This is a genomic window from Serratia sp. (in: enterobacteria) (assembly GCF_046715635.1).
Classification (GTDB): domain Bacteria; phylum Pseudomonadota; class Gammaproteobacteria; order Enterobacterales; family Enterobacteriaceae; genus Chania.
In genome coordinates this window covers 1-21,106 of the sequence record NZ_JBKJYW010000292.1, presented here as the reverse complement: position 1 = coordinate 21,106, position 21,106 = coordinate 1, and the positions used below count along the sequence as shown (strand labels likewise).

Genomic DNA, 21,106 nt, shown 5'->3' with positions numbered 1-21,106 from the left:
TATGACAGCAAGAGTATATCATAAGTCAGTGAGATACAGACTTCATGATGTAGAGATTAACGCATACAAACCTGAATGTCCTGGTATACAGGTTACTTTTGATAATCATGACCCAGTTAATCATGAGATAACTGCTCATTATTCATGCAGTGATGACCCAACATTGCATCCAACAGAACAGAGAACATTAGATGATATTGAAGAAGAAATATCAAGAATGGAACCACGTATTGTTACTGAGAGTAGAATCAAATATCCAAACAAGTTTTACATGGAAGTCCATTCAATACTAGACCTTCCTGTATACGATGGTCAATATGATGTTCTTAGAAGTAAGGCAAAAGATGTAGTAAGCATGACAATATCAAAATCGCAAATGTATGACATAAACAAAAGATATGAAAAACTCGGTCTTAAAGGTCTCAAGACTAACAAAGTAGATATGGGAACAATGACATGGCACTGACTTCCTCTAACATAGAGATGAGACTGACTGGCGGTAGTTCCAATACAGACCCTAACCTATCTCTAGGTGGTAACGTATCAACTACTAAGGTAAACCCCAGTTCACTACATAATTTATTCAGAAGGATTACTGAATCAGAGGCTTCCAGTGGCGTAACACTTTATCGATGTGTCGCAATCAAGAACAATGCATCTGAGATAATGCGTAACGTGGTTTTCTACATGGTGCTTGATACAAAATCAGCAGATGATCAGGCATTATATTCATTTGCACAGGTAGGAAAAAATGCAGTTGAAACCGCTATTGCTAATGAATTTACCACACCAACTGGAAGCAATATTGATTTTATTGCTGCATTAAAAAGGACAGCAGGATTAAAACTGGGAGACCTGGCAGCAGGAGATTTCAGATGTGTATGGCTTAGAGTAACCGTAAATCCTGGTGCTGAAACATTTGCTGATAATTTTTTCAGAGTCAGGGCTGAGGTTAATCCATCAACAACAAGTGAACCATCAGTTCCATCGCCAAACCCAGATACAGGAAGCAATTTCAGTATGGCAGCCCTTGCTGACATGTCATGCAATTCTGAATTCCAGTCTAATTTCAACAAGATAAAGGGAAGAAACACTGGATTCATAATATTTGGTGGTGATAATGCATACAAAAGTGGCAGTCAATGTTGGCTGGACATCACATCGTCATACCGTAGTAAATCTGGAACTGCATTTGGAAATCATGATGTAGATGAGTCAGAATCACAACCAGAAACAAAGAACGCATTGAAAAATGCTTATGGATATGGTGCTACATATAACAAAAAAACATTCAATAATGTTGGAATAGTATTCTTAGAATCAGGGGAGAACCAGAGTGTATCTGATTCTGTTGGTTCTAACCAGTATAACTTTATTGAATCATCACTGAAATCATATTCAGAAAATCCTGCAATCGAATGGATAATTGTGTGCAATCATTACAACATATACGGACCGCCTTCTGATCATGGTAACAATACTGGTGGTCGTGATAGATACGATCCACTGTTTGACAAGTATGGCGTAGATATAGTCATAACAGGACACAATCACAATATGTGGCAGAGCAAATTAATCAAATACAATTCTGGTTCACCTGGCAATCCAACGATTATTGGAACTGATCCTAATTATTCTTACAGCAAGGCAGCAGACAATCATGGAAAAATGTGGATAGGTGCAGGTGCGGGTGGAAGAGCACTTGATTCCATAGACAGTAATCCTTCATACATTGCCTGGTCAAATGGCAGTAATTACGGATATGTGTTCTTTGAATTCTCAAACAGTGGAAAGAAAGTTACAATCAGATTTTACACGAACTCAAATAATTTACTAAAAACAGCGACAATAACTCATACATGATAGTAAATGGGCAATCAACTCGATAAATTCAACATAAAAATGATTTACGCCACAAGAGTGGGTGCTAGGGAGTGGTATATGAATAACAGTAATCCCAGTGATGATTCAAGAGTAGGTGGTGATTTTGAGGATGATATTGGTGAAGGTAACACAAATGATGGATGGACAGTAAAAGATGACGGTCAGGTTAGATTACATGTAAGTCCTGAGAAAGAATTAGTAGGATACAGCAATCCGAGTCTGGATCACAGTGTTGCAAAAGGCAGGGGTTACATGTCATCATCAAAAGACTGGGATATGAGAGGGTTTGAAATGACAGCCAGGATAAAATGCACAAACCATGACAGCGATGATGGAAGATTTATAATGAAAGGTCCATCTGGTTCTCACAAGAGTAACACTGTTGATTGTTCTGGTTCATCATATACATCCAGATTCTTTGTTGCTGATACTGGAAGTGATGCAGGAACAACTGAGTTTTCTAAAGAACAATGGCATGTCCATTATGTAAACAAGAGTGGAAGTCACAAGTCAACTGGTCTGGGTCATATTTTCAACAAATGGGTGATCTGCAAATACATAGTATATACAACAAAGTCATCAGACGGAACAAAGACTTTTGTAAAAATAGAACTATGGCTTAATGTGAATAACGATGGTATTACATTCAAGAAGGTTAATGAAACTGTAGATTCTGGTGGATGGGGAGATGATGCAACAAGATGCGGTGCAGATAGGGATGATGAGATAATGACATGGAGAGCACCGAATCTCACATTCAGATGGGATGGACCTGCAATAAGATTCAAGGATTTATCCATAAGAGAAGTAGACCCATCAAAGATTGCAGGTGATTCATCAGAACCCGCAGAACCCCCTGCTGCTGGAACAGTGCACAGGGATTGGGATATAAAATATAATATAATATCATTTCCAATAGATTCATGTTCTCTCGGACAGGATACTACTACATTAACTAAAATATACGATGTCACCGATGACGGGTCACAGTCAAACCTTCATAAAGATAGATACCGTGTGGCTGTCCTGGCAAACGGCAGTAGTTCACAGATGATAGGAAAGAAACCAAAGAGGATAGTATTAAGACTGTCAAAGACAGGAAATCCACCCGCAGGTAATGTTACATGCGTTCTGAGGAAAGGAAGCGATGACGAAGTAGCAGTGACGTATACATACACTGCTGGTGGCGGTAACTTAGCAGCATCAGCACTTACTACCTCAAAGGCAGACTATACTTTTGAGAATCTCACAGCGAACTATTCATGGCAAACAGGAGATAGACTATGTGTTGAATATTCAGGCAATACGGTAGATACAACAAATGAAGTAAACGTATATAGAAACAGCGATGACCCGTTTGACGGTGCAAATACATGTGCAATAAAATTCGATGCAGGGGGAGTCCCGCCTACGGCATACACATCTCCCGATGTATTCCGAGACTATGCATTTGTGATGTATGAGTGATTCTAAGAATCTAAGAATCCGAGAATCTGAGAGTCTAAGAATCTCATAGTTATCATTAGTATCTTCTTTGCCAGTGCTTACAATGGCAAAGTTAGTCATATTTTTAGTGATTGCAGCAATACTGCTAGCATCGACTATAACCTCACAAAACGTTTTAGCACTAAGTAAAATGGAAAAACAGGTTAAAAAATTCATACGAGCAGAAACATCAGGCGGAAGTAAACTATCTGACCTGTGCACTGTCACATTACAAATTAAGGATAAAGAGAATGTAAGCAAGACATTCAGAGATATATGTGAAGAAAAGCAACAACCAGACGATAATCAAACAATTCCACCCACAGACAATCAAACAATACCACCGATAGACAATGGAACTGTAATTCCACCAGTTGACAATCAAACAGGAAATCCACCTGAATGCAACACTGGTGAGTTCTGGAATGGAACTGGATGTGAAACAAATCCACCATTACCAACCTGTGATACAGGAGAATTCTACAATACTACTTCACAACTTTGTGAACAACTACCGACTACAGAACCAGGAAATGATACACACACCCCACCAACACCAGTTTCACAAGTAAAGATAATTGGAGTAGGTGATGTAGAATGCGAAGGCGATGGAATCAAAGTTCTAAATCAAATCAAGAAACAAAATCCAACACTTGTATTGAACCTGGGTGACTTGTGTTATGACAGCACTTCAAGTAAATACATTAGCACATGGGGTTCATTGGGTAATCTTCTTGCCTGTCAGATAGGCAACCATGACTCAGAAGAAGATGGAAGTGCATCACTGTATAGAGATTTCCTAGCATACTGCGGTAATGATTACACAATAAAGCGTGGAAATGTTCTTGCTGTAGGACTTAATACAAACGATAACAGTGCAGGAATGAAACTGCAATCACAGAACGTAGTAGCAAGACTATCAAACTCAACATATATGAATGACGTTGATATTGTTATTATCGCATCGCATAAACCAATATGTCAAACTCCGCCTAATTCACATCATCCTGTAACTGAGGATTCAGCAGCAAAGGCAGTAAAGACAGCATTTTGTGAACCGATAAAACAAGCAGTTGGTCCAACAGCGAAACTCATTTTCCTAAACGGTCATAATCACATAATGGCTAAAGGTGTGCAAGATGGAATAACATATATTGAAAGTGGTGCAGGTGGAAGGAATCATTATGAATGCGGAACTAATGCAGTATTCACATTCTGTAATAATACCAAATATGGATTCTGGGAACTTGTATCAAAATCTGATGGCACAGCGACAATGAAATTCAAAGATGTTAATGGGGGAGTAGTAAATTGAAGTTCACAGGAAAGATAAACGAACCGTCAAAGATGACCGTCACATCACCTGGTGACTGGACTCAAACAAAAGGTCCAGTAGTAAACCTGCGAGTAGCACTTGACGGCAAATCAGCAAGTTTCACGCCATCAGAAAACGGACTCTATGAATTTAGATGCAGCAGTGCACCAGAAGCATTTGAAGTCCAGGTAGGCGGAACAGCACCAGAACCACAACCAATACCAGACCCAGATCCAGACGTTCCACCGACACCAGAACCAACACCGCAAGAAGGAATACTATGGGATAGTAACATTAATGGTAAATGGAATGATGGAAACAAAAGAGAGATAACAGTAAAGCAAGGTTCACAACAACCAGACGATAAATCAATATTCGTTGCTGCATCAGGAAGTCCTAAACTTGTAGTAGATGGAAATGGAGTTGCACATCTTGTAGCAGGCAGTGGTGGGGTAGATAACCTATCACTCAAACTCAGAAGCCGACACCAGGAAGGCGGAGATTGTGCCAACAGATTCGGTGGTCATGGCTGTGCTATTGATTCAAGCACTGTAGATTTTAAAACAGAAACATGTCACAACGAACACACAGGCAGCAAATCATTTAATCATGGAGTAAATATAGGAACATCGTGGCATCGTGTTGACTTTACCTGCAAAGATACCAAAGTATCTTGCGTAATCGATGGTAAAAAGATAGGCGAACACACAGTAAGTATATCTCATGGAACCAAAGAAAAATGTGACCAGAACTCTTATTTCTGGATTAGACTAAACAACTCAGATCATGGCAGAATCTATGTAATGGCAAAGAACTACAATTCCAAACTAAGCCTGGACTTTATGTTTGAACCTAGCAAAAATTCAATAGCACTGAGAAACGTAAGACTGGTAGCAGTATAAAAAAATTCAGGCTAGCAGCATAACTGCTAGCAATATGATTGCTATCACAACAACGACAACACCAATGACCATGATCACATAACCAATTTTTTGTATTATTGGTTCACTGAACACTCTATTGACAATGTAGCCGATTGCTATCAAGACAATACCCAGGATTAAAGTTCCTAACCAATCCATCATTATACATCGCTAGAGTAACAAGATTATTAAATCTTTATCTTATTTGTGCTTACACATTGATTATCTTAGTAATCATCTGATATATGACGATACTCTAACTATTAGTTTTATATAGAACTTGTTTTCTAGTTGCTATTGATGAATAGAATACAATACATAGTATATCTAGTTGCATCGTTACTGTTTGCCAGTAGTATACCATTGGTAACAGTCAGTGCGGAAAAATGTGAAGACATCACAGGTGTTGAGAAATGGGGTTCTGAATCTCATGGTGACAATAACCCATCAGAAAAGAAATTTGAAAAAATGCTGAATGATGAATCCGTAGGTATATGCAAACTTGCACAGGCAATAGATCACATGGAAGTCACTGGTTCTGTAGATGATTGGTCAGATTTTAAAGAAACCACAGTATTCATGGGAACCACAGAGAAGGTTCAGGATTGTCTAAAAGATAGATATGAACTTCCTGACGATGACGGTGATGAGCACCTGGCAGATTACGAAATACAAAAATGTGCAACTGGTGACTACTAAAAAAATACCCCCCCATTTAAAATAGGGGGTATGTTTTATTTGCCGAATACGTAGCTGAGTCCTACAAGTCCTATTACTACAGCAACAATTATCCAGACAGATATTTCCCATTTGTATCTAATCATTTTCTTTTTTCTTTTTCGCTTTTTCATACAGTGCTTTCAAGTCTATCGGTTTCTCTGGATTCTGCGATATTCTATTAAATTTGTATTTCTCTTGACTAACTGGCATTCTCTTTTCCTCTGTTATCCCATAAATAAGAAGTTTGCAAAGCACAATCATTGCATAGATAGACCCACCTTGTATCAAAAACCAAACTTCTTGCAATCATACTGGGTTGGAAATGTTCATCAAATTTCTTTCTGCACTTTCTACATTCACCTTTATCAAATAAACTCATTTATCATTCTCCTTTTCACAATCACAATTATAATACAATCCTTTATCCTCATTAGATTTAATTTCGCAATCTTTTCCACATAAAAGACATTTGATTTTTATTTTCTTTTACACTCCTGACATGGATTAGCCCAACTCTCATCATAAAACTCTGAAACACTACAGTATTCGGTCCTAATTTTTGCTAGATTATTGATTATTAACATTTCATTTACATTTCTGTTATCGCATGTAATAACTCCAATGACACGCCCAAAACTTTTTCGTGGTTGCTCATCATCAAGATTTACATAAGCACTTTTACCCAGACATAATGATTTTACAAAGTCCTTTGCTTCCTTATATCCTGCTTCACCTCTTTCTGGTGTATCAACTAATGAGAATCTAATTCTTGTTTGATTTATATCGACTGTATCACCATCCACCACATAAGTAACTTTTCCAACTATGTCTGCACTTGCAATGGGAATCGAAATTAGGAATATTAATGAAATCAATGATAGAATAATTTTCATTTCTTCTTCTCCTTTTTTACTCCATTCGTATCATAAGGATTATCATGTCTGTAGTTGGTTGTGGTTCCACATTTTGAGCATATCACATCAATAGAAAAACTCGTTCCATCCCAATGGGCAACTTCAATCTCATAATGAGAACAGAATTGACAATAGATTTTATGCTTTGAATAGTGTTTGGCATCGCCCTCTTTGTAGTATTTTTGATTTCTTTCACTCATTTCTCTGATTCCAATAATTTGTTTATCTCTACACATCTGAGTTGTTCTTGCTCAGTATCGCATGGTAGAGGCACTCCATTAAAAATGCAGTATTCTATATAGGTAACATTTAACCATGTTTCGGTTACAGTGCAATAATCATTATCTGCACCATAACTATCATGAATATACCATCCCATAGAGATACCTGATAGATATACCACTATTCCAAACAATAGATTCTTTATTGCTGTATTCATTTTCTCAGTTCTTCCTCACTTAGCAATTTTCCTGTTTTCACATAGGTGTCAAGTTTCTTTTTTGCTCTTTTTAGTTTCAACTCTTCTATTCTCAAATACTCTTTTGCCCTTAGCACTGCACCTGTCCATACATCAACATTGTCTTGAAGTATCTGGACCATCCCTGTATCTGGTTTGAATTCTTTTTCTTTTATTCCAGAACCCATTCTAACTCCCTCAAAATTGCTGCCATTGTCAATATCTTTTGAGGATCCTCAGTCCTCTTTAGTGTGTTCATTACCACTTCAACCTTTTCACGTATCTCTTTCTCTGTTTTCATAGTGAATAATTCCATGTTACTGGGTTCCTGCATTTGCCTTTACCGATTGCATAGCCCATTATCCATCCATACATTATTTTCATTACATTGTATTCGCTGTTGTTTTCCCTTGTCCATGCACGCTGACTTAGCAAATCTGTTTTCATCATATCGATTAGAAATGCAGGCAGTGTCAGGTCCTCATCAACTACGCCCTGTATCTTCATTGTTTGCAGGAAATAGTTTGCTGCTTCTGCGGGACTGTTTGTCTTAATTGATTCTGGAATCTTCATTTCTCTTTTACATCCACATAGCCTTTGCCCATAACGAATTTTTGTCCTGGCTTTGGTGGTTGTGTGAACTCTGGATGCTCTTTTGCAAACTTCTCATCTGGGTCATCACCTTTCGCAATCAACTCTCTTGCTTTGTCACGAAACTGCACTGCTAAGTTTACCATCATTGGTATCTGATCCATTGTGTATCCCTTCTCATCATAGTTTCTAATCAGTAAATCCATCCCATCTATTATCATCTGTGCATATTTGTCGTCTACGTTGATTATCATGCTTTAGTCGGGTCTCTGCTTCCTGGCATCCAGTCTACTCTCAACATTGAGATGTTTGACATCGGGATTATCATCTCTCCGTTCTCATTTGGATCTGGATGTTTACCAATTATGTGTAACGCATCACATGTCTTTATCGCTTTGACTTGTGTATATCCTGCATTTATCCATTCATCTCTACCATTAACTGAGAACTTTCCGAATACTTCATGAACAAGATTAATCCTGATGTTTTTCACTAGCATTAGGTCGTCATCACTTCCTATTGCAAAGTAAATTTTAAGTTCACTCTTTAAGGGCTGCGTTCCTGATATACTCAAATTCGTCTTTCAACCTTTTCGTGTAGTCCAGTTCATCCATGTCATCCTGTGCTATTGATTCTCCTTTTTCCTTTCTTGTTGTATATTCCATTTCCAACTTTTGTATCCTGTCGTTAAAGCATCTGATTACGTATGCCAGACATTTGTTATCCTGCTTTGTTATTGTGTATCCGTGTTTTTTGTCTGCTTCCTTCAATATCACATAGCCTAATTTATCTTCGATAAAGTGTTTCATGTTACTATTTCCTCAACAGAATCATATCTATAAATATATGGATTAACGAGCACCCCATTATCAATATATTTCGTGCTTTTGCCTATTAACCTGCAATTTCTAAAGTTATGCAATGTCCCTGCCACTGTGCTTATTTCTGCAAGTTCAATCTGTCCTGGCATTACCATAGGATTGTCATCACATTCACGCATCCTGAATTCTGCCATGTTATTCTGCAAGTCTACCCACGATGTTACCTTGAACTTCATGTGTCAAACTCCGTAACCATCACACTTATTCTTTTTATTCTGCGATAATCAGCACACTTCGTGCACATCAGCATATTGCCTGGCTTGTTGAAGTTGATGAATGATTCGTATTTTGATACCTGTATTTCATTGTCTTTAATGTTGTCTGTGTTCCAGCAATAATCTTTGTTCTCTTTTATAATATCACCGCATTCTAATCCGAATGAAATTTGCATCTTCATTTCCCTAGTTTCTCATTCATTTGATTTCTAAGCCTTTGCAAATCTGGGTCGTGTTTCATCATTTCATCTATTATGGAAAGCTCTTTTTCAAACTGTGTTGCATCGTTAGACAGTGCACGCATTCCCTCAGCTATATCAAGTTTCATTTTACTTAGCACATAATACACCAGGATGAATCCGTCTATACTGTCTTCTGAACGCATAACCCGTGTCAGTATTGGTCCTATCTGACTTTTCAACATTGATGCACTGGCAAAGAATTCGTTTGGGTCTTCCATGATACGTGTCAAAATGGTTTCGCCCCTTCTCTATACATGTATTCTGATGCATCATTATATGTCAAATCGTTGCCACATACCATACACCAGAATCTAGTTACACCGATTACCTGTCTGTGCACTGGCTTCTGCTTATCTTTGCACTCACACAATTTGTATACGCCTATACCTGCACTCTGCCTGGGAACTTCTGACCATAGACCATCACTATCAGCAGGATTAAACTGTGAATCCTGCTTCTTTGGTGGTTCTACTTCTTCTTTTTTCTTAATTCCTATTGGCATTATTCCTCATCTTCTTCCTCATCGTTATCACCGTGATCACCGAATGATGATGATGGTCTTGATACATAGGATGAATCACCTAGTTTCAAATCTGTCATTGTAACTGTGAATGGTCCTGATGGATATGGTATATGTTGCATACGTGGTGTTGCCCATGTATCAAACATGTTTCTTGTTTCTTCTTTTGGTAACTGTGGTATCTTCTTATCATATAACTGCTCTTTTAATATTCTTGCAATATCAAGATTATTGAGTCTGAGTCTCGATGGGTTCGTTCCGCTGTTTTCAAAATCATTATCGCAATACATTGATGCAATATAATATGCTAGCAATGGTTCATTGTATTCATTTATGTCATGACCGCCACTGTAATAATGACTGTCAGGTATAGACACCATCACATCTCTATCAATGAACTTTACTTTTTTCTCTCTAAGTGCATATATCATCTGATCATGGTCTTGTTGTTCACCACGTTGGTCATAATGCGGAATCAATTCAAGTAATTCGCATACACAGCATATAGGACAGTAGTATGTATACTCTGAATCTGGAAAGTCGTTTGCCGTGTGTTTCCTGCTTCTAATTCCATTGTGCCATGATTCCTCAAGCAGTTCGTAGAAGAACTTTGGTTCATCCTTTTTCTTCTCTATCTTGCTTTCCTTCTTTTTCTCCATGTTCTTATTACTGGTATCGATTTTAATTGCACTTGATTTTGATTTCAGGTCAGGGAGTGTGATTTCTCCCATGCTGAAACCAGATGATTTTTGCTCTTTCTCTCTTACCTGGATACTCATTTTGATTCCTCAAACAAATGCCAAACATACTGCCCTTGAAACACTGTGTTAATATATCTCATGTTGAGTTCATCGGGGACTGTTATATGCCCTGTTGGAACCAATATTAGAGTTCTTGATTCCAATTCTGCATCTGGATCAACAAGTGCCCAGAACATTAAATCTGTTCCCTGAAAATCGGCATGTAATATTTCTGCACCTATTGGAACCTGAACCGTGTCTGCCCATTTGTATTTGAATATTGTTTTACTCATTATAGACCGCCCTGACCGTTGCCACCGCCACCGAATATCTGGGCAAACAAATCGCCTATTCCACCACCGCCTTGCTTTGGTTTCTCGTTTGCAGGTTTGAATTCATACTTTGCCATAATCGGTTCTGCACCTATAATCATCATAAAGAATCTATCGCATGACTGGCAGTAATACGATTCATATCCTGTGCCGTCTGGATTAGCACCGTATTGGACTAACTGGAAATACTGTTTGCCGTCATCGTTTTTGACCTGTTCAAACATTGAAATCTTTAGTTTACACAAAGGACAGTTATGAAAAAGTAGTTTGATAATACGCCTGGACTTTATATCACGTATCTCTACCTTTGGTTTTTCTTCCTGGACAGTTGCCATTATTTCTGTGCCACCATGCTAACGTTTCTATTAAGAGGGTCTACTAAGAGATGATATGTTACACCGTTGTATAGCAGGTCGTAATCCCACATCTCAAACAGGGTTCTAAGTCTACCTAGTTCAAATTGCAAGTCGTCTTTCTCCGTAATCTCGTTTGCGGGCTTGAGTCCTAAGTCGAGTTCCTTACTCGACAGTTGTGGACTCTGTTTCTTCTTCGCTTTCAGTTTCGCTTTTACTTTCGGTCTTTGTTTCGCTGCCACTGGTATCATCTGCTGATGGTTTATATGGTCTCTTGTTAAGTAACAAGAATTTATCACCCTTTGTATCTGGTTGGAGTTGTATTATTTCCCAGTTGTCATTATCACCCTGGTTGTCAATGATTTCTGCAATGTGTTCAATCCTGCATTCCTTTGCAGTGACGGTTCGTAGATGTATATATCCTGCACCTTTGCTGTATCCACCTTTTTGATATGAACCCTGCTTTGAACGACTTAATGCAAAATTGCCATTATCAAACTGGATAATCTTGTATGTGAATCCATCGGTGTGCTTGTAGTTAAATCCCTTTTTGAAATCCTTTAGTTCTGCTTTCTTTGCTTCCACATCGCCTTCTGCCATCCATGCATTTAATTTCTCATCTAAGAGGTCCGATAATACTTTGTCTTCCTCTTCTAACTTTGCCAGACTGGAACATCTCTCAAGTCCCGCATACGCCTTTCCTGTTGACTTGTTGATAACAGGTGACCATAATGCCACTTCTTCCTTTTGTCCTAGACCCATTATGCATACGCCCCCTTCTCAAAGTCGTCAAGAATCTTCTGAACCTGCAACTTACTTTTGTTCAAGACAAGTATCAATCCCGCTTCTGTAAAATCTCTCATTTTGCCACCTTCCTGGGCACAATGAGATTTCAGCAAAGAATGAACTTTCTTGCTAATTTTGGTAGCGATTTGATAGTCGCCACTAGCCTTAACTATTTGCTTAGTCATCATCGTCAAATATATATAAAAAAATGGGTATATAAAGTTATCTAGTTTTCTAGTTTTTGCTCTGCCAGTTTCTCCATAATGTCAAACAGTGGTTTGTATTTGATGATATGGTTAGATATATTCCACCTTAATGATACATTTGCATCCAACCTGCTTTTATCACTTCCAACAACTCTTAGTGAATATTCAAACATTTCTTTTAGTTGCGAAAAGTCCTTGCCATGCTTGTATTTCAATTCCTCAAACATCCACTCTGGCACTGAGTTATGAAACTTGTAATAGATTCTTTCATACTCATGCAGCTTGCTCATGATTTCGTCAGATGTCATTGGATTCATTTCGTATAGCCTTTCAATCTCTGTCTCTCTTCAACTGAGAGTTTGGAATATTCTACAACTCTATGCATATCCATTTGAATGATGCAATAACCTATCGGATCTGGTCTGTAGAATAATAGTCTGGTCATCCACATATCATTTACAATTTTAGGAAGATTCATTTTCCACCCTCACTTAGTTTTACTTTGTAGTGTTTCTTCACCTTGCCCGCATCTATTGATACTGAATCGGCAGGTATCTTTTTGCATATAACGGCAACTGTCTTCAATGGTTCAAAGCAATGTGTCACTGATTCAACAGATAGCATTTTCTCCAACTGTTCTGCCGTGTATTTGTCCAGGCTATCATCGATGTAGCCAATTATGTTAACAGCAAATCTGGTTGTCATTCTTCTGGTAAATCCTCTCCTTCCAAATCTTCCCATTCCTTTTGCTCATCTGGTTGTCCATCTTCACTCATTTTCTTTTGCTCAACTTCTTTCGTTCTTTATCAAGTATCAATTCTGTATCATCATGTTTTACTTTTGGTAACGGTTTGTTTTCTTCAATGATTTTTCTAATATCAACTGTGACACTGCGACTTGCAGCATCTCCATAGCGGATACCAACGACTTTGTATCCTGCATTTGTCCAGATTTCTGTAGTCTGTCTGTATGTGATAAACTCTTGCTTATTTGTTGGTTCAATTTCTTCAATGTATTTATTTGCGAATACTCTTTTGGTCTGCGGACTTTGTGATTTGACTGTGCTTTTGTCTTCAATCATTCTTCAATCCCCTTGTGCCGTTGCATTATTTCTCCTGTATCGATTTTAATCTCATGTGTTGTCCAGTCATATCCGTATTTGACACTGAGTAGATTCAGGAATGTATTGAGTTTAAGTTTGGTCTGTTCCGTCTTGTTCTTGCTGTATTCACCGAACAATTGGACTACGGTGAAATGTTCTGGATGCGTTATAAACTTGCCAGTTGATTTTACTGTTGTCATCTTCTTTGATTCTCCCTTTCTATCTTCACAAGTTCCACAAGTGCAGCAGCAATAATCATTTTCACACCAATGTCCAATTCTTTATACTCATCATTCAAATGCATTTCTGCATAAACAGCTCTTAACGCATTCAGTCTGTCACCAATATCTGTGAGTTGTGTCATTGCTCGGCAATCACTCCAATGCTTATTGCATACTTTCTCACAATATTGTATAATTTTGTGTTGAAAGGCTTATCTTCTGGGTCTATTCTGTGTATTAAATCCACAGTAGTTGTATGAATCCTTCTTGATTCACTTTTCTTTTTAGATTTCATGTGGCTAACTTACCACATTTGTGGCTTATATGGATTGTGGTAGGTAGTATTTGTTTGCTGCTTTATCGAATGCGATAAGGTCCTTGTCCTCTGCATCCTCTAATGCTTTATCAAGTGATTTTTCATCAGGAAAGTATGACGATGGAACCTGGATAACAACAAGTTCTTCCCTGCTCATAGCACCGCTGTATTCAAAGGTGCGTAGTAATTCACGTATTCTTGCTGATTCTGATACAGTCATTTATCAATTTCACTCCTGTCATCTCTTTCTCATGTATAAACAAGTCAAAATATAAAGAGTTCTGTAGTATTGCCAGGCTGATATATCGCAGCATTGCATGAACGATAAACTTTTTCTGTTGTGTCAATTCATACACATCATCGTTTTCAAAGACGTATACAATGTATCCTAGTTTTAGTAACTGCCTTATCTGATGCTCATCTTTCTTTGCCTGCTTGTGTTTGGTATGAATAGGACCGTTTACAAATATTACAATCTTGCCTATCATAAGGTCAGGCATCATATACATTCCCTGCAAATACCTGTTATCTTTTTTAAAATCTCCGCATTTCTTGCATGCAGTAGGATACCTGGTGCTATCCTGTAGTTCGTATGCCAGTCCGCATCTAAGGCACACATACATATCCATCTGAGGATAAACGTCTATTTCCCAGAAAAGTTGTTGAAGCATTGTTTCATACTTTGTTTTTCCTTTTCTTACTCGCTGTCCTATTGTCACCGACATATTTCCATACCTGATGTCGTTTATCCCATTTAATAAAACCTTCTAACTCTAAATCTTCAAAAATAAAGTCGGGTGGTCCTTTCCACATCTTCAACATGTCAGTGATAAGGACACCATTGTATTTACCAGAGTTGTCCCTGATAAACCTCAACACTTCTGATTTCTTCCTATTCATTGGAACTGGTCCACATAGGAAATACATCCATCAATGATAACAAAGTCATACTACTTATACACTCGCATATAGTCATGTGATTTTGTTGTTCCGCAATTCTCACACGAATAATTAATTACTGTTTCATTGTAGTATGTCATCTCATCTTTTATCTTGTCATACCATTCCTTTTTATACAAACTGGTTGTCCATCCTGGCGGATATGCAACTGGTCTTGTTTCATGTCCACAGTCACGGCATCTTCTAACCCAACAGTTAGGACAGTTTATCAATTCCTGTTCATTCCAGTAACTAGCACACCACAAACAGTAACGCATTGGATTGTATACTGCCTTCTGCACCCTGTGAAACTCAGAAAATAATCGGTAAGGGCATACATGTTTTTCATCCTGCATTCCACCTTTCAACATACTTGTCCTGTAGTTGAGCACCATGTTCTTGCCGTTCTCATACTTTTTTGTTGATGAAATGTATATCTCCTGCTGACATAGTTTGCACGGGAATGGTCTGTCGTATTTGTTAGGGCAATCATGTTTCTGTCCCTTCTTTCCACCCTTGCCTGATAGGTAGTTGTAGAGTTTGCGTTCAACTTCTATCCTTGATTTTCCAAATATGCCTTTCTTTTTCTCAACAACTTCCACCCATTGCCCGCAGTTCTTACATGCAAACTCAACCACTTAGCAACGAACTCCTGCGAATCAAAGGTGTAGTGATTACTGATTCATCTGGTGTATGTATTTTCATCCTGCAAACTCCATTGTTACTGCATGAGGTAATAACATTTTTTGCACTCTTTATCTCTGTCCAGAGATTATCATGAACCTGAAAAAAATATGTATTTTTATACCCATGTCCAAATTTGAATGATAATACTACTTCTTTATGGCGATATAACTCAAATATCTCTACCATAGTTATACAGCGAACTATCTGGTCGTGAGGAACATATAGTGATACAAGTCCTTTCTTTTTACTCATCAATGATTTACATTCTGTTGCAATGATTGTTGATATGCTGCTATTAACACAGAGTAAATCAGGCATGTTAGCAGAAGAACCGCCCAGTCTTCTGCAATGCCAGTTCTCAAGAGAGTTTACCAATAGTGCAAGTTTGTGTTCCCATGCATAACCCCTACCTCTACTTATTCTTCCAGGCATTACTTACCCATCATCTCACTTTTCTTGTTATCAAAATAGATTATTTCATCAAGTTCATCATCATCTATTTTCAATTCTCTTTCAATGAATAATTTAAATTCAGTCCAACATCTGAGACATAATTTAAAACTATAATCTATTTTATCATCTTCATTTTGTATTTCATGATTCCAACTGGCTTCAAAATGAAATAAAAGATGATCATCAGTATTGAAGCTAACCTTTGTATCTCTTTTACATCTATCGCATTTCATTTATGAATATACCCACAACGAAAACATTTCCAGTAATTGTCGAACCTGTTGTGTCTCCATTTTGAACTGTTGCACGCAGGACATGTCTTTCTCAATCCAGGATTTCTTTAATCCGTTTCTCTGCTTCTTCTTTTGAACGGAATCTTTCTTCATCGCAATCTAAATCTGTGTTACCTATCTGCATTATTTCCCAAAGGTCTATTCCATCAAGAAAATAATTTGGCATTTCTACCAGACTGATTTCTCCCTTCTTTGATGTATAAATATAGTGATATTTTCCTAAGATGGGTGTATTCCTGTGAAGGGTTAATGGAGAAGGTTTCATTTCCTGCATCATTCTCCAATCTAACCACACAGGGTGTATTCGCTTTGTTACTGAAATATTTTCTGTAAACTTGTAGTTTTCTATTTGTTGGTAATCATTCATGTTTTTCCAACCTCTTTTTTGCTTTATGGTTTTCAAGAGTTGCCTGCCATCCCAGTATACAGAACTCAGGAACCCATTGTGTGAATGTAACAGCAGGTGTCCAGTTTTCTGCACACCATGTTCTATACTCACTATATGCGTTTTTTAAACGCATCTTCTGAGTAGGGGTTATCCTTAAAACCATTGAACTTTTTTGAGCACCAGTGAGTTTTTTATTCTCTGCCATATTACAACTTGCCTTTTTTGATTAACTGCTTTCTCTTTTTGTCGAACTGGTCCTGGTATGTCTTTTTGCATGTTGGGCATACAACATTAAATGATGGCAGTAATTCATCTGCATTCATTATATCAGAATAAAATGCGGGATTACCGCATATACCACAATAGTATGTTCCACCGCATTTGGCAGCGTATCTTTGCTGAGTAGAAAAGATTTTGTAATAATCTAAATTCATATCCCAAACTTCCTTCTGAATTCCTGGAACAACGGATCTGCTTCTGCCCTTCTTATTGCATCAGGGTCATTAATTTCATCCAATGCATGTGTTGACTTTTGTTCAAATTTCATTTCCAGTGCTTCGATGTATGCACGTAATACAGTTTTATAGAACTCATTGAGTGTTTCAGGATTGAAGTTACCGCTATGAAAATCACCAGATTTGATGAGTTCTCGCATCGCCATTTCTATTATATCATTTACATGGTCCTCAGAAATATCAAGAATCCTTTTTGTTATTTCATTTAATGCATCGACTATCATTTCAATTTGCCCTCACTGGGTTTATCCATTATCCCACCGTATACCATATCACAATCAGGTGAATTTATTGCCAGTCTCATGCATGTTTGTGTAAGCCATTCATCCTGCATCTCTGATTCACTCATGTTGTATGTGTAGTTTTCACCATAAGCCATGTGCGAATAGTATCCAAAAATCCATGATAATAGAAGACCAAGAACAACCATGCTTACTTCAAAATAATTCATATTCTATCTCTTACCTCTTGTGATGCTTTGTTGAGTCTGTCGAGTGCCAGTTTGATATGCTTTGTGCATCCCGTTAATCCAATATTACCGTATCCTAGTTGCATCGTTCCTATCCTGTAGTAAGCAATCATTCCTGCTGCCTGTGCTTTCACGCAAAAATCACATGTCATTGCATATACACACTCGTTCTTTTACGGTCATCAGAGACCCGATTCCTTCCATCCTGCATTGCCTGCTGAGCATGTGATGCTTCTGAATTATAACCGTTTGACATGTAATGCATTGCCCGTTCACATACATTGCAAAATGCAGTATATGTGGTATAGTTATTGTATTGGCTTCCACAGTGAAAGCATCTGCCGTATGGAATAAGTCCTGAATGTGAACTCTCGTTCTTGTATCCCTTTGGATCTTTTTTCCAGTCGTATCTTTTGATATTATCAATAGGACCGTTTGACGGTGGCTTCTTTCTGTATATCTCTGCTACCTTTAAGAATAGATTAGTCAGTGCGGTTGTCATCTGAACTTCTCCATCCCTGCATCTCTGACACGGCTTGAATTTCTTGCTGCCGAATACCCTTGTGCCATAACACCCTTTTGTATTGCTATCATAAATTCTATTAACTGCATAAAGGTCATGCTTTCGTTTACCATATACCCAGTAAGTGTGTCACATCTTTTCATAATCTCATCAGATGTAGATGTTATTGTGTGAAGTTTCAAACATGTTTCTTTTGCAAGTTGCACAATCTGTTTACCCAATGGAGTATCACTTGCATTAACAATATCACGGGGGTCTATTCCAGATTTTCTTAATATATCATCAAACTCTGTCATAATGATCCCCTTTTTCCAATCTTTTTTACCATTGCTTCAATTTGTTCACGCATCTTAAAATCTTCTTTCTCATGTAACATCATATCATCTAATTCCTGCATCATTGATTCAAACTGAGCATGTTTTTCTGGCGGGCACATACCTCTGAGTATCTCAAAAAATATTGTTTCCATCTTCTTTGCTGCATAGTATGTAGCAACTGGATCAAACCCACGAGCATCCCAAACTTTTACCATAGCAAGCAGGAAACCCATGCCAATCTCACGCATGGTCTCAAACGACTCTTTTCCCATACTCATTTGTTTGCCACCATCACATACTCGGAAATCTTTCTCTGTCGCTTCTCAAGTGCCTTCTTTTCTGCTTCAAGTTCATGTATCCTTTCATATAATTTTGCCATATTCCTCTTGCATTGCTCAAACTGTTCAACAACCTGGGCAACGTCTTTCTGTCTATAATATCCGATTAATCGGTCAACTGCCCGATAAAACGGTTCGGCATCATTACTCCTATATTTGTATAAAAAATTATAAGAAGCCTCTGAAACCTGTATGGTCCTTTTGACCACTGGATTACTTACCCTGTGTCTTCCCATCGTATAAACAGTATAGATTTGTAACTAAATAAACATTCCTATTTTTTAAAAATTAATTTACAAGGAATCATTGAATTTTGTATACCCCCTATTTTTTTCGCCCCGCTATATTATTATATAACATACAGCATACTATATGCTAGCTGATGCAGTCCGCTGCATCGGCATTATTGTGGCAAATGTTATTTATTCCAGAAGTATTTATTATTTTATTATAACTAGGATTTACTAGATAGTAAATTATTATTGATTATAAATAAATAAATAAAACAAGGTTATTTTACAAACAGGGATGGATGGTGATACTCATAAGTTCACATAGAACAAAAGGTATACGGGATCTCGGTTATACACCCATTGAATTCCATCCCTGACATCGACCACCCAATGGGGAACTTCACTGTCGGCTGGGGAAAATGCTAATCTTCCCATACAACTTCACACACGGACATGGAAATGCTTCACCATCGCATACAATTGTATCCTTCTCACCGATGTAATGCAGGTTCCACCTGTGCCCACAACGGACACACCGCTTCTCAGCTTCTCGATAACTCATATTTCACACCAATATGGATTATTAACTGAAAAACCACATTCACAAGAATATCTAATTATTTCACAATCTTTCCATAATTCCAATAATATATTCATCTTGCATTTAGGACAGTTCATTTCTCTAGTTCCACACCGCAGATATGGCATAGGAAATATTTCCTGCTAGCAAGTTCGGCATGGTCCTCATCACTGCATTTTGTGATACCCTGCAATTTCTCTAAACAACTCATGCAATGCCCCTGCCACTCACCATTCATACAGATAAAATAATCTAATACATCAAAATGCCTGCCACAGTCAAAGCAGTTCTCATCTGGATTCTTTACAATCTTTCCTCTACTAACTGTCATTTCTCTATTAACTCACCTGTTTCAGTATTCCATAACCATACTTTTCCACATTTGTAACAGCCAATTACATCAGTTCCATCTTTTCTTGCATAGACCATCCCAATAGCATGACCAAAAAGTTTGCACCGAATACTAAATGTCATCTTCCAAATCTACCTCAACTTTATGATTCCTATGACCTACTGTTAATTTGTAAAAGTCCTCATCACAATCGTAGCAATGGTATATCACTTTAATTTAACCTGGTCAAGTTTTCCTATTTTGAATCCCACTTTTTGGTAACACTCATCACACAAATATCCAACTTTATTTTGAACAAGAAATCTTACAACATAATCAATACCACCAGGACATAATTTTGTATTCACAAGAACATGACCACCTATTCTATTCATACACTGCATACATGCTATTTCACATTGCTCATATCCTGATTTTATATATCCAGGTCCAGGTTCATCGCCTTCATAATACTCTGACCTAACCATAGAAAATAAATAAATAATCCTGCTATAAAAGTAATCTTTATCCTGCTCATGATCATGCCTAGATAGGTGATCATCACAGGTATGCTAGCCTCTGGGGTGCTTTGAAAAAAGTGGGTCTCAGAGGTATGCATTTTAAACATGGGGGTATTAAAATTAGCGGGGGGTGTTTCAAACCCTCTTATGCTCATGCCGTTTATTTTTTCTCGGCACAGTCCTCACCCTGTGATTTCTTTCATTGCAGTAATATCCCATAGTATCACCAACATGGACCTCTTGTAATGAATAATGTTTCTGACATACACTGCAATAAAATCTATCCCGATAATGTCTACCCCCTGTATGTAACATG

The 21,106-nt window shown here is 37.7% G+C and carries 36 protein-coding genes; 6 read left to right on the top strand and 30 right to left on the bottom strand.

Annotated elements, in window-relative coordinates; genetic code table 11:
- The first annotated feature begins 1 nt into the window (after position 1).
- The 6 genes from ACLQ7H_RS14580 (at position 2) to ACLQ7H_RS14555 (ending at position 6,306) form a co-directional block, all read left to right on the top strand.
- Positions 2-466 (top strand): hypothetical protein, encoded by a 465-nt coding sequence (locus tag ACLQ7H_RS14580; protein ID WP_411753291.1) that lies wholly within the window; start codon positions 2-4, stop codon positions 464-466.
- Positions 457-1,863 (top strand): metallophosphoesterase, encoded by a 1,407-nt coding sequence (locus ACLQ7H_RS14575; RefSeq protein ID WP_411753290.1) that lies wholly within the window; start codon positions 457-459, stop codon positions 1,861-1,863. The genes ACLQ7H_RS14580 and ACLQ7H_RS14575 overlap by 10 nt, the downstream gene beginning before the upstream one ends.
- Before the next feature lie 6 nt (positions 1,864-1,869).
- Positions 1,870-3,351, top strand: coding sequence for a hypothetical protein (locus ACLQ7H_RS14570; protein ID WP_411753289.1), 1,482 nt, complete (start codon positions 1,870-1,872; stop codon positions 3,349-3,351).
- An 82-nt stretch (positions 3,352-3,433) separates the two neighbouring features.
- Positions 3,434-4,684 carry a metallophosphoesterase gene (locus tag ACLQ7H_RS14565; protein ID WP_411753288.1) on the top strand — a complete coding sequence of 417 codons (1,251 nt, stop codon included), beginning with the start codon at positions 3,434-3,436 and terminating at the stop codon, positions 4,682-4,684.
- Positions 4,681-5,586: a hypothetical protein gene (locus ACLQ7H_RS14560; protein ID WP_411753287.1), complete on the top strand. Its 906-nt coding sequence runs from the start codon at positions 4,681-4,683 to the stop codon at positions 5,584-5,586. The genes ACLQ7H_RS14565 and ACLQ7H_RS14560 overlap by 4 nt, the downstream gene beginning before the upstream one ends.
- Before the next feature lie 321 nt (positions 5,587-5,907).
- Entirely contained in the window at positions 5,908-6,306 is a 399-nt protein-coding gene (locus ACLQ7H_RS14555; protein WP_411753286.1) for a hypothetical protein, read from the top strand.
- A 220-nt stretch (positions 6,307-6,526) separates the two neighbouring features.
- Here the strand turns inward: ACLQ7H_RS14555 and ACLQ7H_RS14550 are convergent, their stop codons facing one another.
- The 30 genes from ACLQ7H_RS14550 to ACLQ7H_RS14405 all read right to left on the bottom strand — a co-directional run bounded on the left by ACLQ7H_RS14550 (position 6,527) and on the right by ACLQ7H_RS14405 (position 19,065).
- Positions 6,527-6,706 carry a hypothetical protein gene (locus ACLQ7H_RS14550; protein ID WP_411753285.1) on the bottom strand — a complete coding sequence of 60 codons (180 nt, stop codon included), beginning with the start codon at positions 6,704-6,706 and terminating at the stop codon, positions 6,527-6,529.
- A 97-nt stretch (positions 6,707-6,803) separates the two neighbouring features.
- Positions 6,804-7,220 (bottom strand): thermonuclease family protein, encoded by a 417-nt coding sequence (locus tag ACLQ7H_RS14545; protein WP_411753284.1) that lies wholly within the window; start codon positions 7,218-7,220, stop codon positions 6,804-6,806.
- A complete protein-coding gene (locus ACLQ7H_RS14540) occupies positions 7,217-7,441 on the bottom strand; it encodes a hypothetical protein (RefSeq protein ID WP_411753283.1) in 225 nt (74 codons plus the stop codon). Before ACLQ7H_RS14540 ends, ACLQ7H_RS14545 begins: the two co-directional genes overlap by 4 nt.
- A gap of 235 nt (positions 7,442-7,676) precedes the next feature.
- Positions 7,677-7,886, bottom strand: coding sequence for a hypothetical protein (locus tag ACLQ7H_RS14535; RefSeq protein WP_411753282.1), 210 nt, complete (start codon positions 7,884-7,886; stop codon positions 7,677-7,679).
- A 109-nt stretch (positions 7,887-7,995) separates the two neighbouring features.
- Positions 7,996-8,271 carry a hypothetical protein gene (locus ACLQ7H_RS14530; protein WP_411753281.1) on the bottom strand — a complete coding sequence of 92 codons (276 nt, stop codon included), beginning with the start codon at positions 8,269-8,271 and terminating at the stop codon, positions 7,996-7,998.
- Positions 8,268-8,453, bottom strand: coding sequence for a hypothetical protein (locus ACLQ7H_RS14525; RefSeq protein ID WP_411753280.1), 186 nt, complete (start codon positions 8,451-8,453; stop codon positions 8,268-8,270). The genes ACLQ7H_RS14530 and ACLQ7H_RS14525 overlap by 4 nt, the downstream gene beginning before the upstream one ends.
- 86 nt (positions 8,454-8,539) lie before the next feature.
- Positions 8,540-8,788 (bottom strand): hypothetical protein, encoded by a 249-nt coding sequence (locus ACLQ7H_RS14520; RefSeq protein ID WP_411753279.1) that lies wholly within the window; start codon positions 8,786-8,788, stop codon positions 8,540-8,542.
- 40 nt (positions 8,789-8,828) lie between these two features.
- Positions 8,829-9,098, bottom strand: coding sequence for a hypothetical protein (locus ACLQ7H_RS14515; RefSeq protein WP_411753278.1), 270 nt, complete (start codon positions 9,096-9,098; stop codon positions 8,829-8,831).
- Positions 9,095-9,346 (bottom strand): hypothetical protein, encoded by a 252-nt coding sequence (locus ACLQ7H_RS14510; protein ID WP_411753277.1) that lies wholly within the window; start codon positions 9,344-9,346, stop codon positions 9,095-9,097. Before ACLQ7H_RS14510 ends, ACLQ7H_RS14515 begins: the two co-directional genes overlap by 4 nt.
- 217 nt (positions 9,347-9,563) lie before the next feature.
- Complete coding sequence (locus ACLQ7H_RS14505) at positions 9,564-9,857, bottom strand: hypothetical protein (protein WP_411753276.1); 294 nt, start codon at positions 9,855-9,857, stop codon at positions 9,564-9,566.
- Entirely contained in the window at positions 9,854-10,129 is a 276-nt protein-coding gene (locus tag ACLQ7H_RS14500; protein WP_411753275.1) for a hypothetical protein, read from the bottom strand. The genes ACLQ7H_RS14505 and ACLQ7H_RS14500 overlap by 4 nt, the downstream gene beginning before the upstream one ends.
- The gene (locus ACLQ7H_RS14495; protein WP_411753274.1) at positions 10,129-10,926 is read right to left on the bottom strand and encodes a hypothetical protein; all 798 of its coding nucleotides are present in this window, start codon (positions 10,924-10,926) and stop codon (positions 10,129-10,131) included. Before ACLQ7H_RS14495 ends, ACLQ7H_RS14500 begins: the two co-directional genes overlap by 1 nt.
- On the bottom strand, positions 10,923-11,180 hold the full coding sequence (locus tag ACLQ7H_RS14490) for a hypothetical protein (RefSeq protein WP_411753273.1): 258 nt from the start codon (positions 11,178-11,180) through the stop codon (positions 10,923-10,925). The genes ACLQ7H_RS14495 and ACLQ7H_RS14490 overlap by 4 nt, the downstream gene beginning before the upstream one ends.
- Entirely contained in the window at positions 11,180-11,554 is a 375-nt protein-coding gene (locus tag ACLQ7H_RS14485) for a hypothetical protein (protein WP_411753272.1), read from the bottom strand. The genes ACLQ7H_RS14490 and ACLQ7H_RS14485 overlap by 1 nt, the downstream gene beginning before the upstream one ends.
- A gap of 183 nt (positions 11,555-11,737) precedes the next feature.
- Positions 11,738-12,334 (bottom strand): hypothetical protein, encoded by a 597-nt coding sequence (locus tag ACLQ7H_RS14480; RefSeq protein WP_411753271.1) that lies wholly within the window; start codon positions 12,332-12,334, stop codon positions 11,738-11,740.
- A gap of 250 nt (positions 12,335-12,584) precedes the next feature.
- Positions 12,585-12,881: a hypothetical protein gene (locus ACLQ7H_RS14475; RefSeq protein ID WP_411753270.1), complete on the bottom strand. Its 297-nt coding sequence runs from the start codon at positions 12,879-12,881 to the stop codon at positions 12,585-12,587.
- A 157-nt stretch (positions 12,882-13,038) separates the two neighbouring features.
- Positions 13,039-13,305, bottom strand: a complete 267-nt coding sequence (locus tag ACLQ7H_RS14470) for a hypothetical protein (protein WP_411753269.1) — start codon at positions 13,303-13,305, stop codon at positions 13,039-13,041.
- Positions 13,306-13,336: 31 nt separating this feature from the next.
- Positions 13,337-13,645 (bottom strand): hypothetical protein, encoded by a 309-nt coding sequence (locus tag ACLQ7H_RS14465; RefSeq protein WP_411753268.1) that lies wholly within the window; start codon positions 13,643-13,645, stop codon positions 13,337-13,339.
- Positions 13,642-13,866, bottom strand: coding sequence for a hypothetical protein (locus ACLQ7H_RS14460; RefSeq protein ID WP_411753267.1), 225 nt, complete (start codon positions 13,864-13,866; stop codon positions 13,642-13,644). The genes ACLQ7H_RS14465 and ACLQ7H_RS14460 overlap by 4 nt, the downstream gene beginning before the upstream one ends.
- Entirely contained in the window at positions 13,863-14,030 is a 168-nt protein-coding gene (locus tag ACLQ7H_RS14455) for a hypothetical protein (RefSeq protein ID WP_411753266.1), read from the bottom strand. The genes ACLQ7H_RS14460 and ACLQ7H_RS14455 overlap by 4 nt, the downstream gene beginning before the upstream one ends.
- A 177-nt stretch (positions 14,031-14,207) precedes the next feature.
- Complete coding sequence (locus ACLQ7H_RS14450; RefSeq protein WP_411753265.1) at positions 14,208-14,423, bottom strand: hypothetical protein; 216 nt, start codon at positions 14,421-14,423, stop codon at positions 14,208-14,210.
- Positions 14,392-14,922, bottom strand: a complete 531-nt coding sequence (locus ACLQ7H_RS14445) for a hypothetical protein (protein WP_411753264.1) — start codon at positions 14,920-14,922, stop codon at positions 14,392-14,394. Before ACLQ7H_RS14445 ends, ACLQ7H_RS14450 begins: the two co-directional genes overlap by 32 nt.
- Before the next feature lie 231 nt (positions 14,923-15,153).
- Entirely contained in the window at positions 15,154-15,780 is a 627-nt protein-coding gene (locus ACLQ7H_RS14440; RefSeq protein ID WP_411753263.1) for a hypothetical protein, read from the bottom strand.
- Positions 15,781-16,606: 826 nt separating this feature from the next.
- Complete coding sequence (locus tag ACLQ7H_RS14435) at positions 16,607-16,942, bottom strand: hypothetical protein (protein ID WP_411753262.1); 336 nt, start codon at positions 16,940-16,942, stop codon at positions 16,607-16,609.
- Positions 16,935-17,168 carry a hypothetical protein gene (locus ACLQ7H_RS14430; protein ID WP_411753261.1) on the bottom strand — a complete coding sequence of 78 codons (234 nt, stop codon included), beginning with the start codon at positions 17,166-17,168 and terminating at the stop codon, positions 16,935-16,937. The genes ACLQ7H_RS14435 and ACLQ7H_RS14430 overlap by 8 nt, the downstream gene beginning before the upstream one ends.
- Positions 17,169-17,393: 225 nt before the next feature.
- Positions 17,394-17,702, bottom strand: a complete 309-nt coding sequence (locus ACLQ7H_RS14425) for a hypothetical protein (RefSeq protein ID WP_411753260.1) — start codon at positions 17,700-17,702, stop codon at positions 17,394-17,396.
- Positions 17,699-17,929: a hypothetical protein gene (locus ACLQ7H_RS14420; protein WP_411753259.1), complete on the bottom strand. Its 231-nt coding sequence runs from the start codon at positions 17,927-17,929 to the stop codon at positions 17,699-17,701. The genes ACLQ7H_RS14425 and ACLQ7H_RS14420 overlap by 4 nt, the downstream gene beginning before the upstream one ends.
- Before the next feature lie 166 nt (positions 17,930-18,095).
- Positions 18,096-18,449 (bottom strand): hypothetical protein, encoded by a 354-nt coding sequence (locus ACLQ7H_RS14415; protein WP_411753258.1) that lies wholly within the window; start codon positions 18,447-18,449, stop codon positions 18,096-18,098.
- Entirely contained in the window at positions 18,446-18,766 is a 321-nt protein-coding gene (locus tag ACLQ7H_RS14410; RefSeq protein ID WP_411753257.1) for a hypothetical protein, read from the bottom strand. The genes ACLQ7H_RS14415 and ACLQ7H_RS14410 overlap by 4 nt, the downstream gene beginning before the upstream one ends.
- Positions 18,763-19,065, bottom strand: a complete 303-nt coding sequence (locus ACLQ7H_RS14405; protein WP_411753256.1) for a hypothetical protein — start codon at positions 19,063-19,065, stop codon at positions 18,763-18,765. Before ACLQ7H_RS14405 ends, ACLQ7H_RS14410 begins: the two co-directional genes overlap by 4 nt.
- Between the last annotated feature and the right edge of the window lie 2,041 nt (positions 19,066-21,106).

Bases quoted from the DNA above. Each gene is read 5' to 3' on its own strand.
- ACLQ7H_RS14535 (WP_411753282.1), bottom strand. From the start codon at position 7,886: ATGGGTTCTGGAATAAAAGAAAAAGAATTCAAACCAGATACAGGGATG.
- ACLQ7H_RS14515 (WP_411753278.1), bottom strand. From the start codon at position 9,098: ATGAAACACTTTATCGAAGATAAATTAGGCTATGTGATATTGAAGGAA.
- ACLQ7H_RS14415 (WP_411753258.1), bottom strand. From the start codon at position 18,449: ATGACAACCGCACTGACTAATCTATTCTTAAAGGTAGCAGAGATATAC.
- ACLQ7H_RS14410 (WP_411753257.1), bottom strand. From the start codon at position 18,766: ATGACAGAGTTTGATGATATATTAAGAAAATCTGGAATAGACCCCCGT.
- ACLQ7H_RS14475 (WP_411753270.1), bottom strand. From the start codon at position 12,881: ATGAATCCAATGACATCTGACGAAATCATGAGCAAGCTGCATGAGTAT.
- ACLQ7H_RS14490 (WP_411753273.1), bottom strand. From the start codon at position 11,180: ATGAGTAAAACAATATTCAAATACAAATGGGCAGACACGGTTCAGGTT.
- ACLQ7H_RS14465 (WP_411753268.1), bottom strand. From the start codon at position 13,645: ATGATTGAAGACAAAAGCACAGTCAAATCACAAAGTCCGCAGACCAAA.
- ACLQ7H_RS14530 (WP_411753281.1), bottom strand. From the start codon at position 8,271: ATGAAGATTCCAGAATCAATTAAGACAAACAGTCCCGCAGAAGCAGCA.
- ACLQ7H_RS14570 (WP_411753289.1), top strand. From the start codon at position 1,870: ATGGGCAATCAACTCGATAAATTCAACATAAAAATGATTTACGCCACA.
- ACLQ7H_RS14580 (WP_411753291.1), top strand. From the start codon at position 2: ATGACAGCAAGAGTATATCATAAGTCAGTGAGATACAGACTTCATGAT.
- ACLQ7H_RS14510 (WP_411753277.1), bottom strand. From the start codon at position 9,346: ATGAAGTTCAAGGTAACATCGTGGGTAGACTTGCAGAATAACATGGCA.
- ACLQ7H_RS14460 (WP_411753267.1), bottom strand. From the start codon at position 13,866: ATGACAACAGTAAAATCAACTGGCAAGTTTATAACGCATCCAGAACAT.
- ACLQ7H_RS14435 (WP_411753262.1), bottom strand. From the start codon at position 16,942: ATGAATGATTACCAACAAATAGAAAACTACAAGTTTACAGAAAATATT.
- ACLQ7H_RS14575 (WP_411753290.1), top strand. From the start codon at position 457: ATGGCACTGACTTCCTCTAACATAGAGATGAGACTGACTGGCGGTAGT.
- ACLQ7H_RS14450 (WP_411753265.1), bottom strand. From the start codon at position 14,423: ATGACTGTATCAGAATCAGCAAGAATACGTGAATTACTACGCACCTTT.
- ACLQ7H_RS14420 (WP_411753259.1), bottom strand. From the start codon at position 17,929: ATGAATTATTTTGAAGTAAGCATGGTTGTTCTTGGTCTTCTATTATCA.
- ACLQ7H_RS14455 (WP_411753266.1), bottom strand. From the start codon at position 14,030: ATGACACAACTCACAGATATTGGTGACAGACTGAATGCGTTAAGAGCT.
- ACLQ7H_RS14545 (WP_411753284.1), bottom strand. From the start codon at position 7,220: ATGAAAATTATTCTATCATTGATTTCATTAATATTCCTAATTTCGATT.
- ACLQ7H_RS14500 (WP_411753275.1), bottom strand. From the start codon at position 10,129: ATGCCAATAGGAATTAAGAAAAAAGAAGAAGTAGAACCACCAAAGAAG.
- ACLQ7H_RS14555 (WP_411753286.1), top strand. From the start codon at position 5,908: ATGAATAGAATACAATACATAGTATATCTAGTTGCATCGTTACTGTTT.
- ACLQ7H_RS14425 (WP_411753260.1), bottom strand. From the start codon at position 17,702: ATGATAGTCGATGCATTAAATGAAATAACAAAAAGGATTCTTGATATT.
- ACLQ7H_RS14525 (WP_411753280.1), bottom strand. From the start codon at position 8,453: ATGGATCAGATACCAATGATGGTAAACTTAGCAGTGCAGTTTCGTGAC.
- ACLQ7H_RS14495 (WP_411753274.1), bottom strand. From the start codon at position 10,926: ATGAGTATCCAGGTAAGAGAGAAAGAGCAAAAATCATCTGGTTTCAGC.
- ACLQ7H_RS14430 (WP_411753261.1), bottom strand. From the start codon at position 17,168: ATGGCAGAGAATAAAAAACTCACTGGTGCTCAAAAAAGTTCAATGGTT.
- ACLQ7H_RS14540 (WP_411753283.1), bottom strand. From the start codon at position 7,441: ATGAGTGAAAGAAATCAAAAATACTACAAAGAGGGCGATGCCAAACAC.
- ACLQ7H_RS14480 (WP_411753271.1), bottom strand. From the start codon at position 12,334: ATGGGTCTAGGACAAAAGGAAGAAGTGGCATTATGGTCACCTGTTATC.
- ACLQ7H_RS14520 (WP_411753279.1), bottom strand. From the start codon at position 8,788: ATGCTAGTGAAAAACATCAGGATTAATCTTGTTCATGAAGTATTCGGA.
- ACLQ7H_RS14485 (WP_411753272.1), bottom strand. From the start codon at position 11,554: ATGGCAACTGTCCAGGAAGAAAAACCAAAGGTAGAGATACGTGATATA.
- ACLQ7H_RS14550 (WP_411753285.1), bottom strand. From the start codon at position 6,706: ATGAGTTTATTTGATAAAGGTGAATGTAGAAAGTGCAGAAAGAAATTT.
- ACLQ7H_RS14470 (WP_411753269.1), bottom strand. From the start codon at position 13,305: ATGGGAAGATTTGGAAGGAGAGGATTTACCAGAAGAATGACAACCAGA.
- ACLQ7H_RS14405 (WP_411753256.1), bottom strand. From the start codon at position 19,065: ATGAGTATGGGAAAAGAGTCGTTTGAGACCATGCGTGAGATTGGCATG.
- ACLQ7H_RS14565 (WP_411753288.1), top strand. From the start codon at position 3,434: ATGGCAAAGTTAGTCATATTTTTAGTGATTGCAGCAATACTGCTAGCA.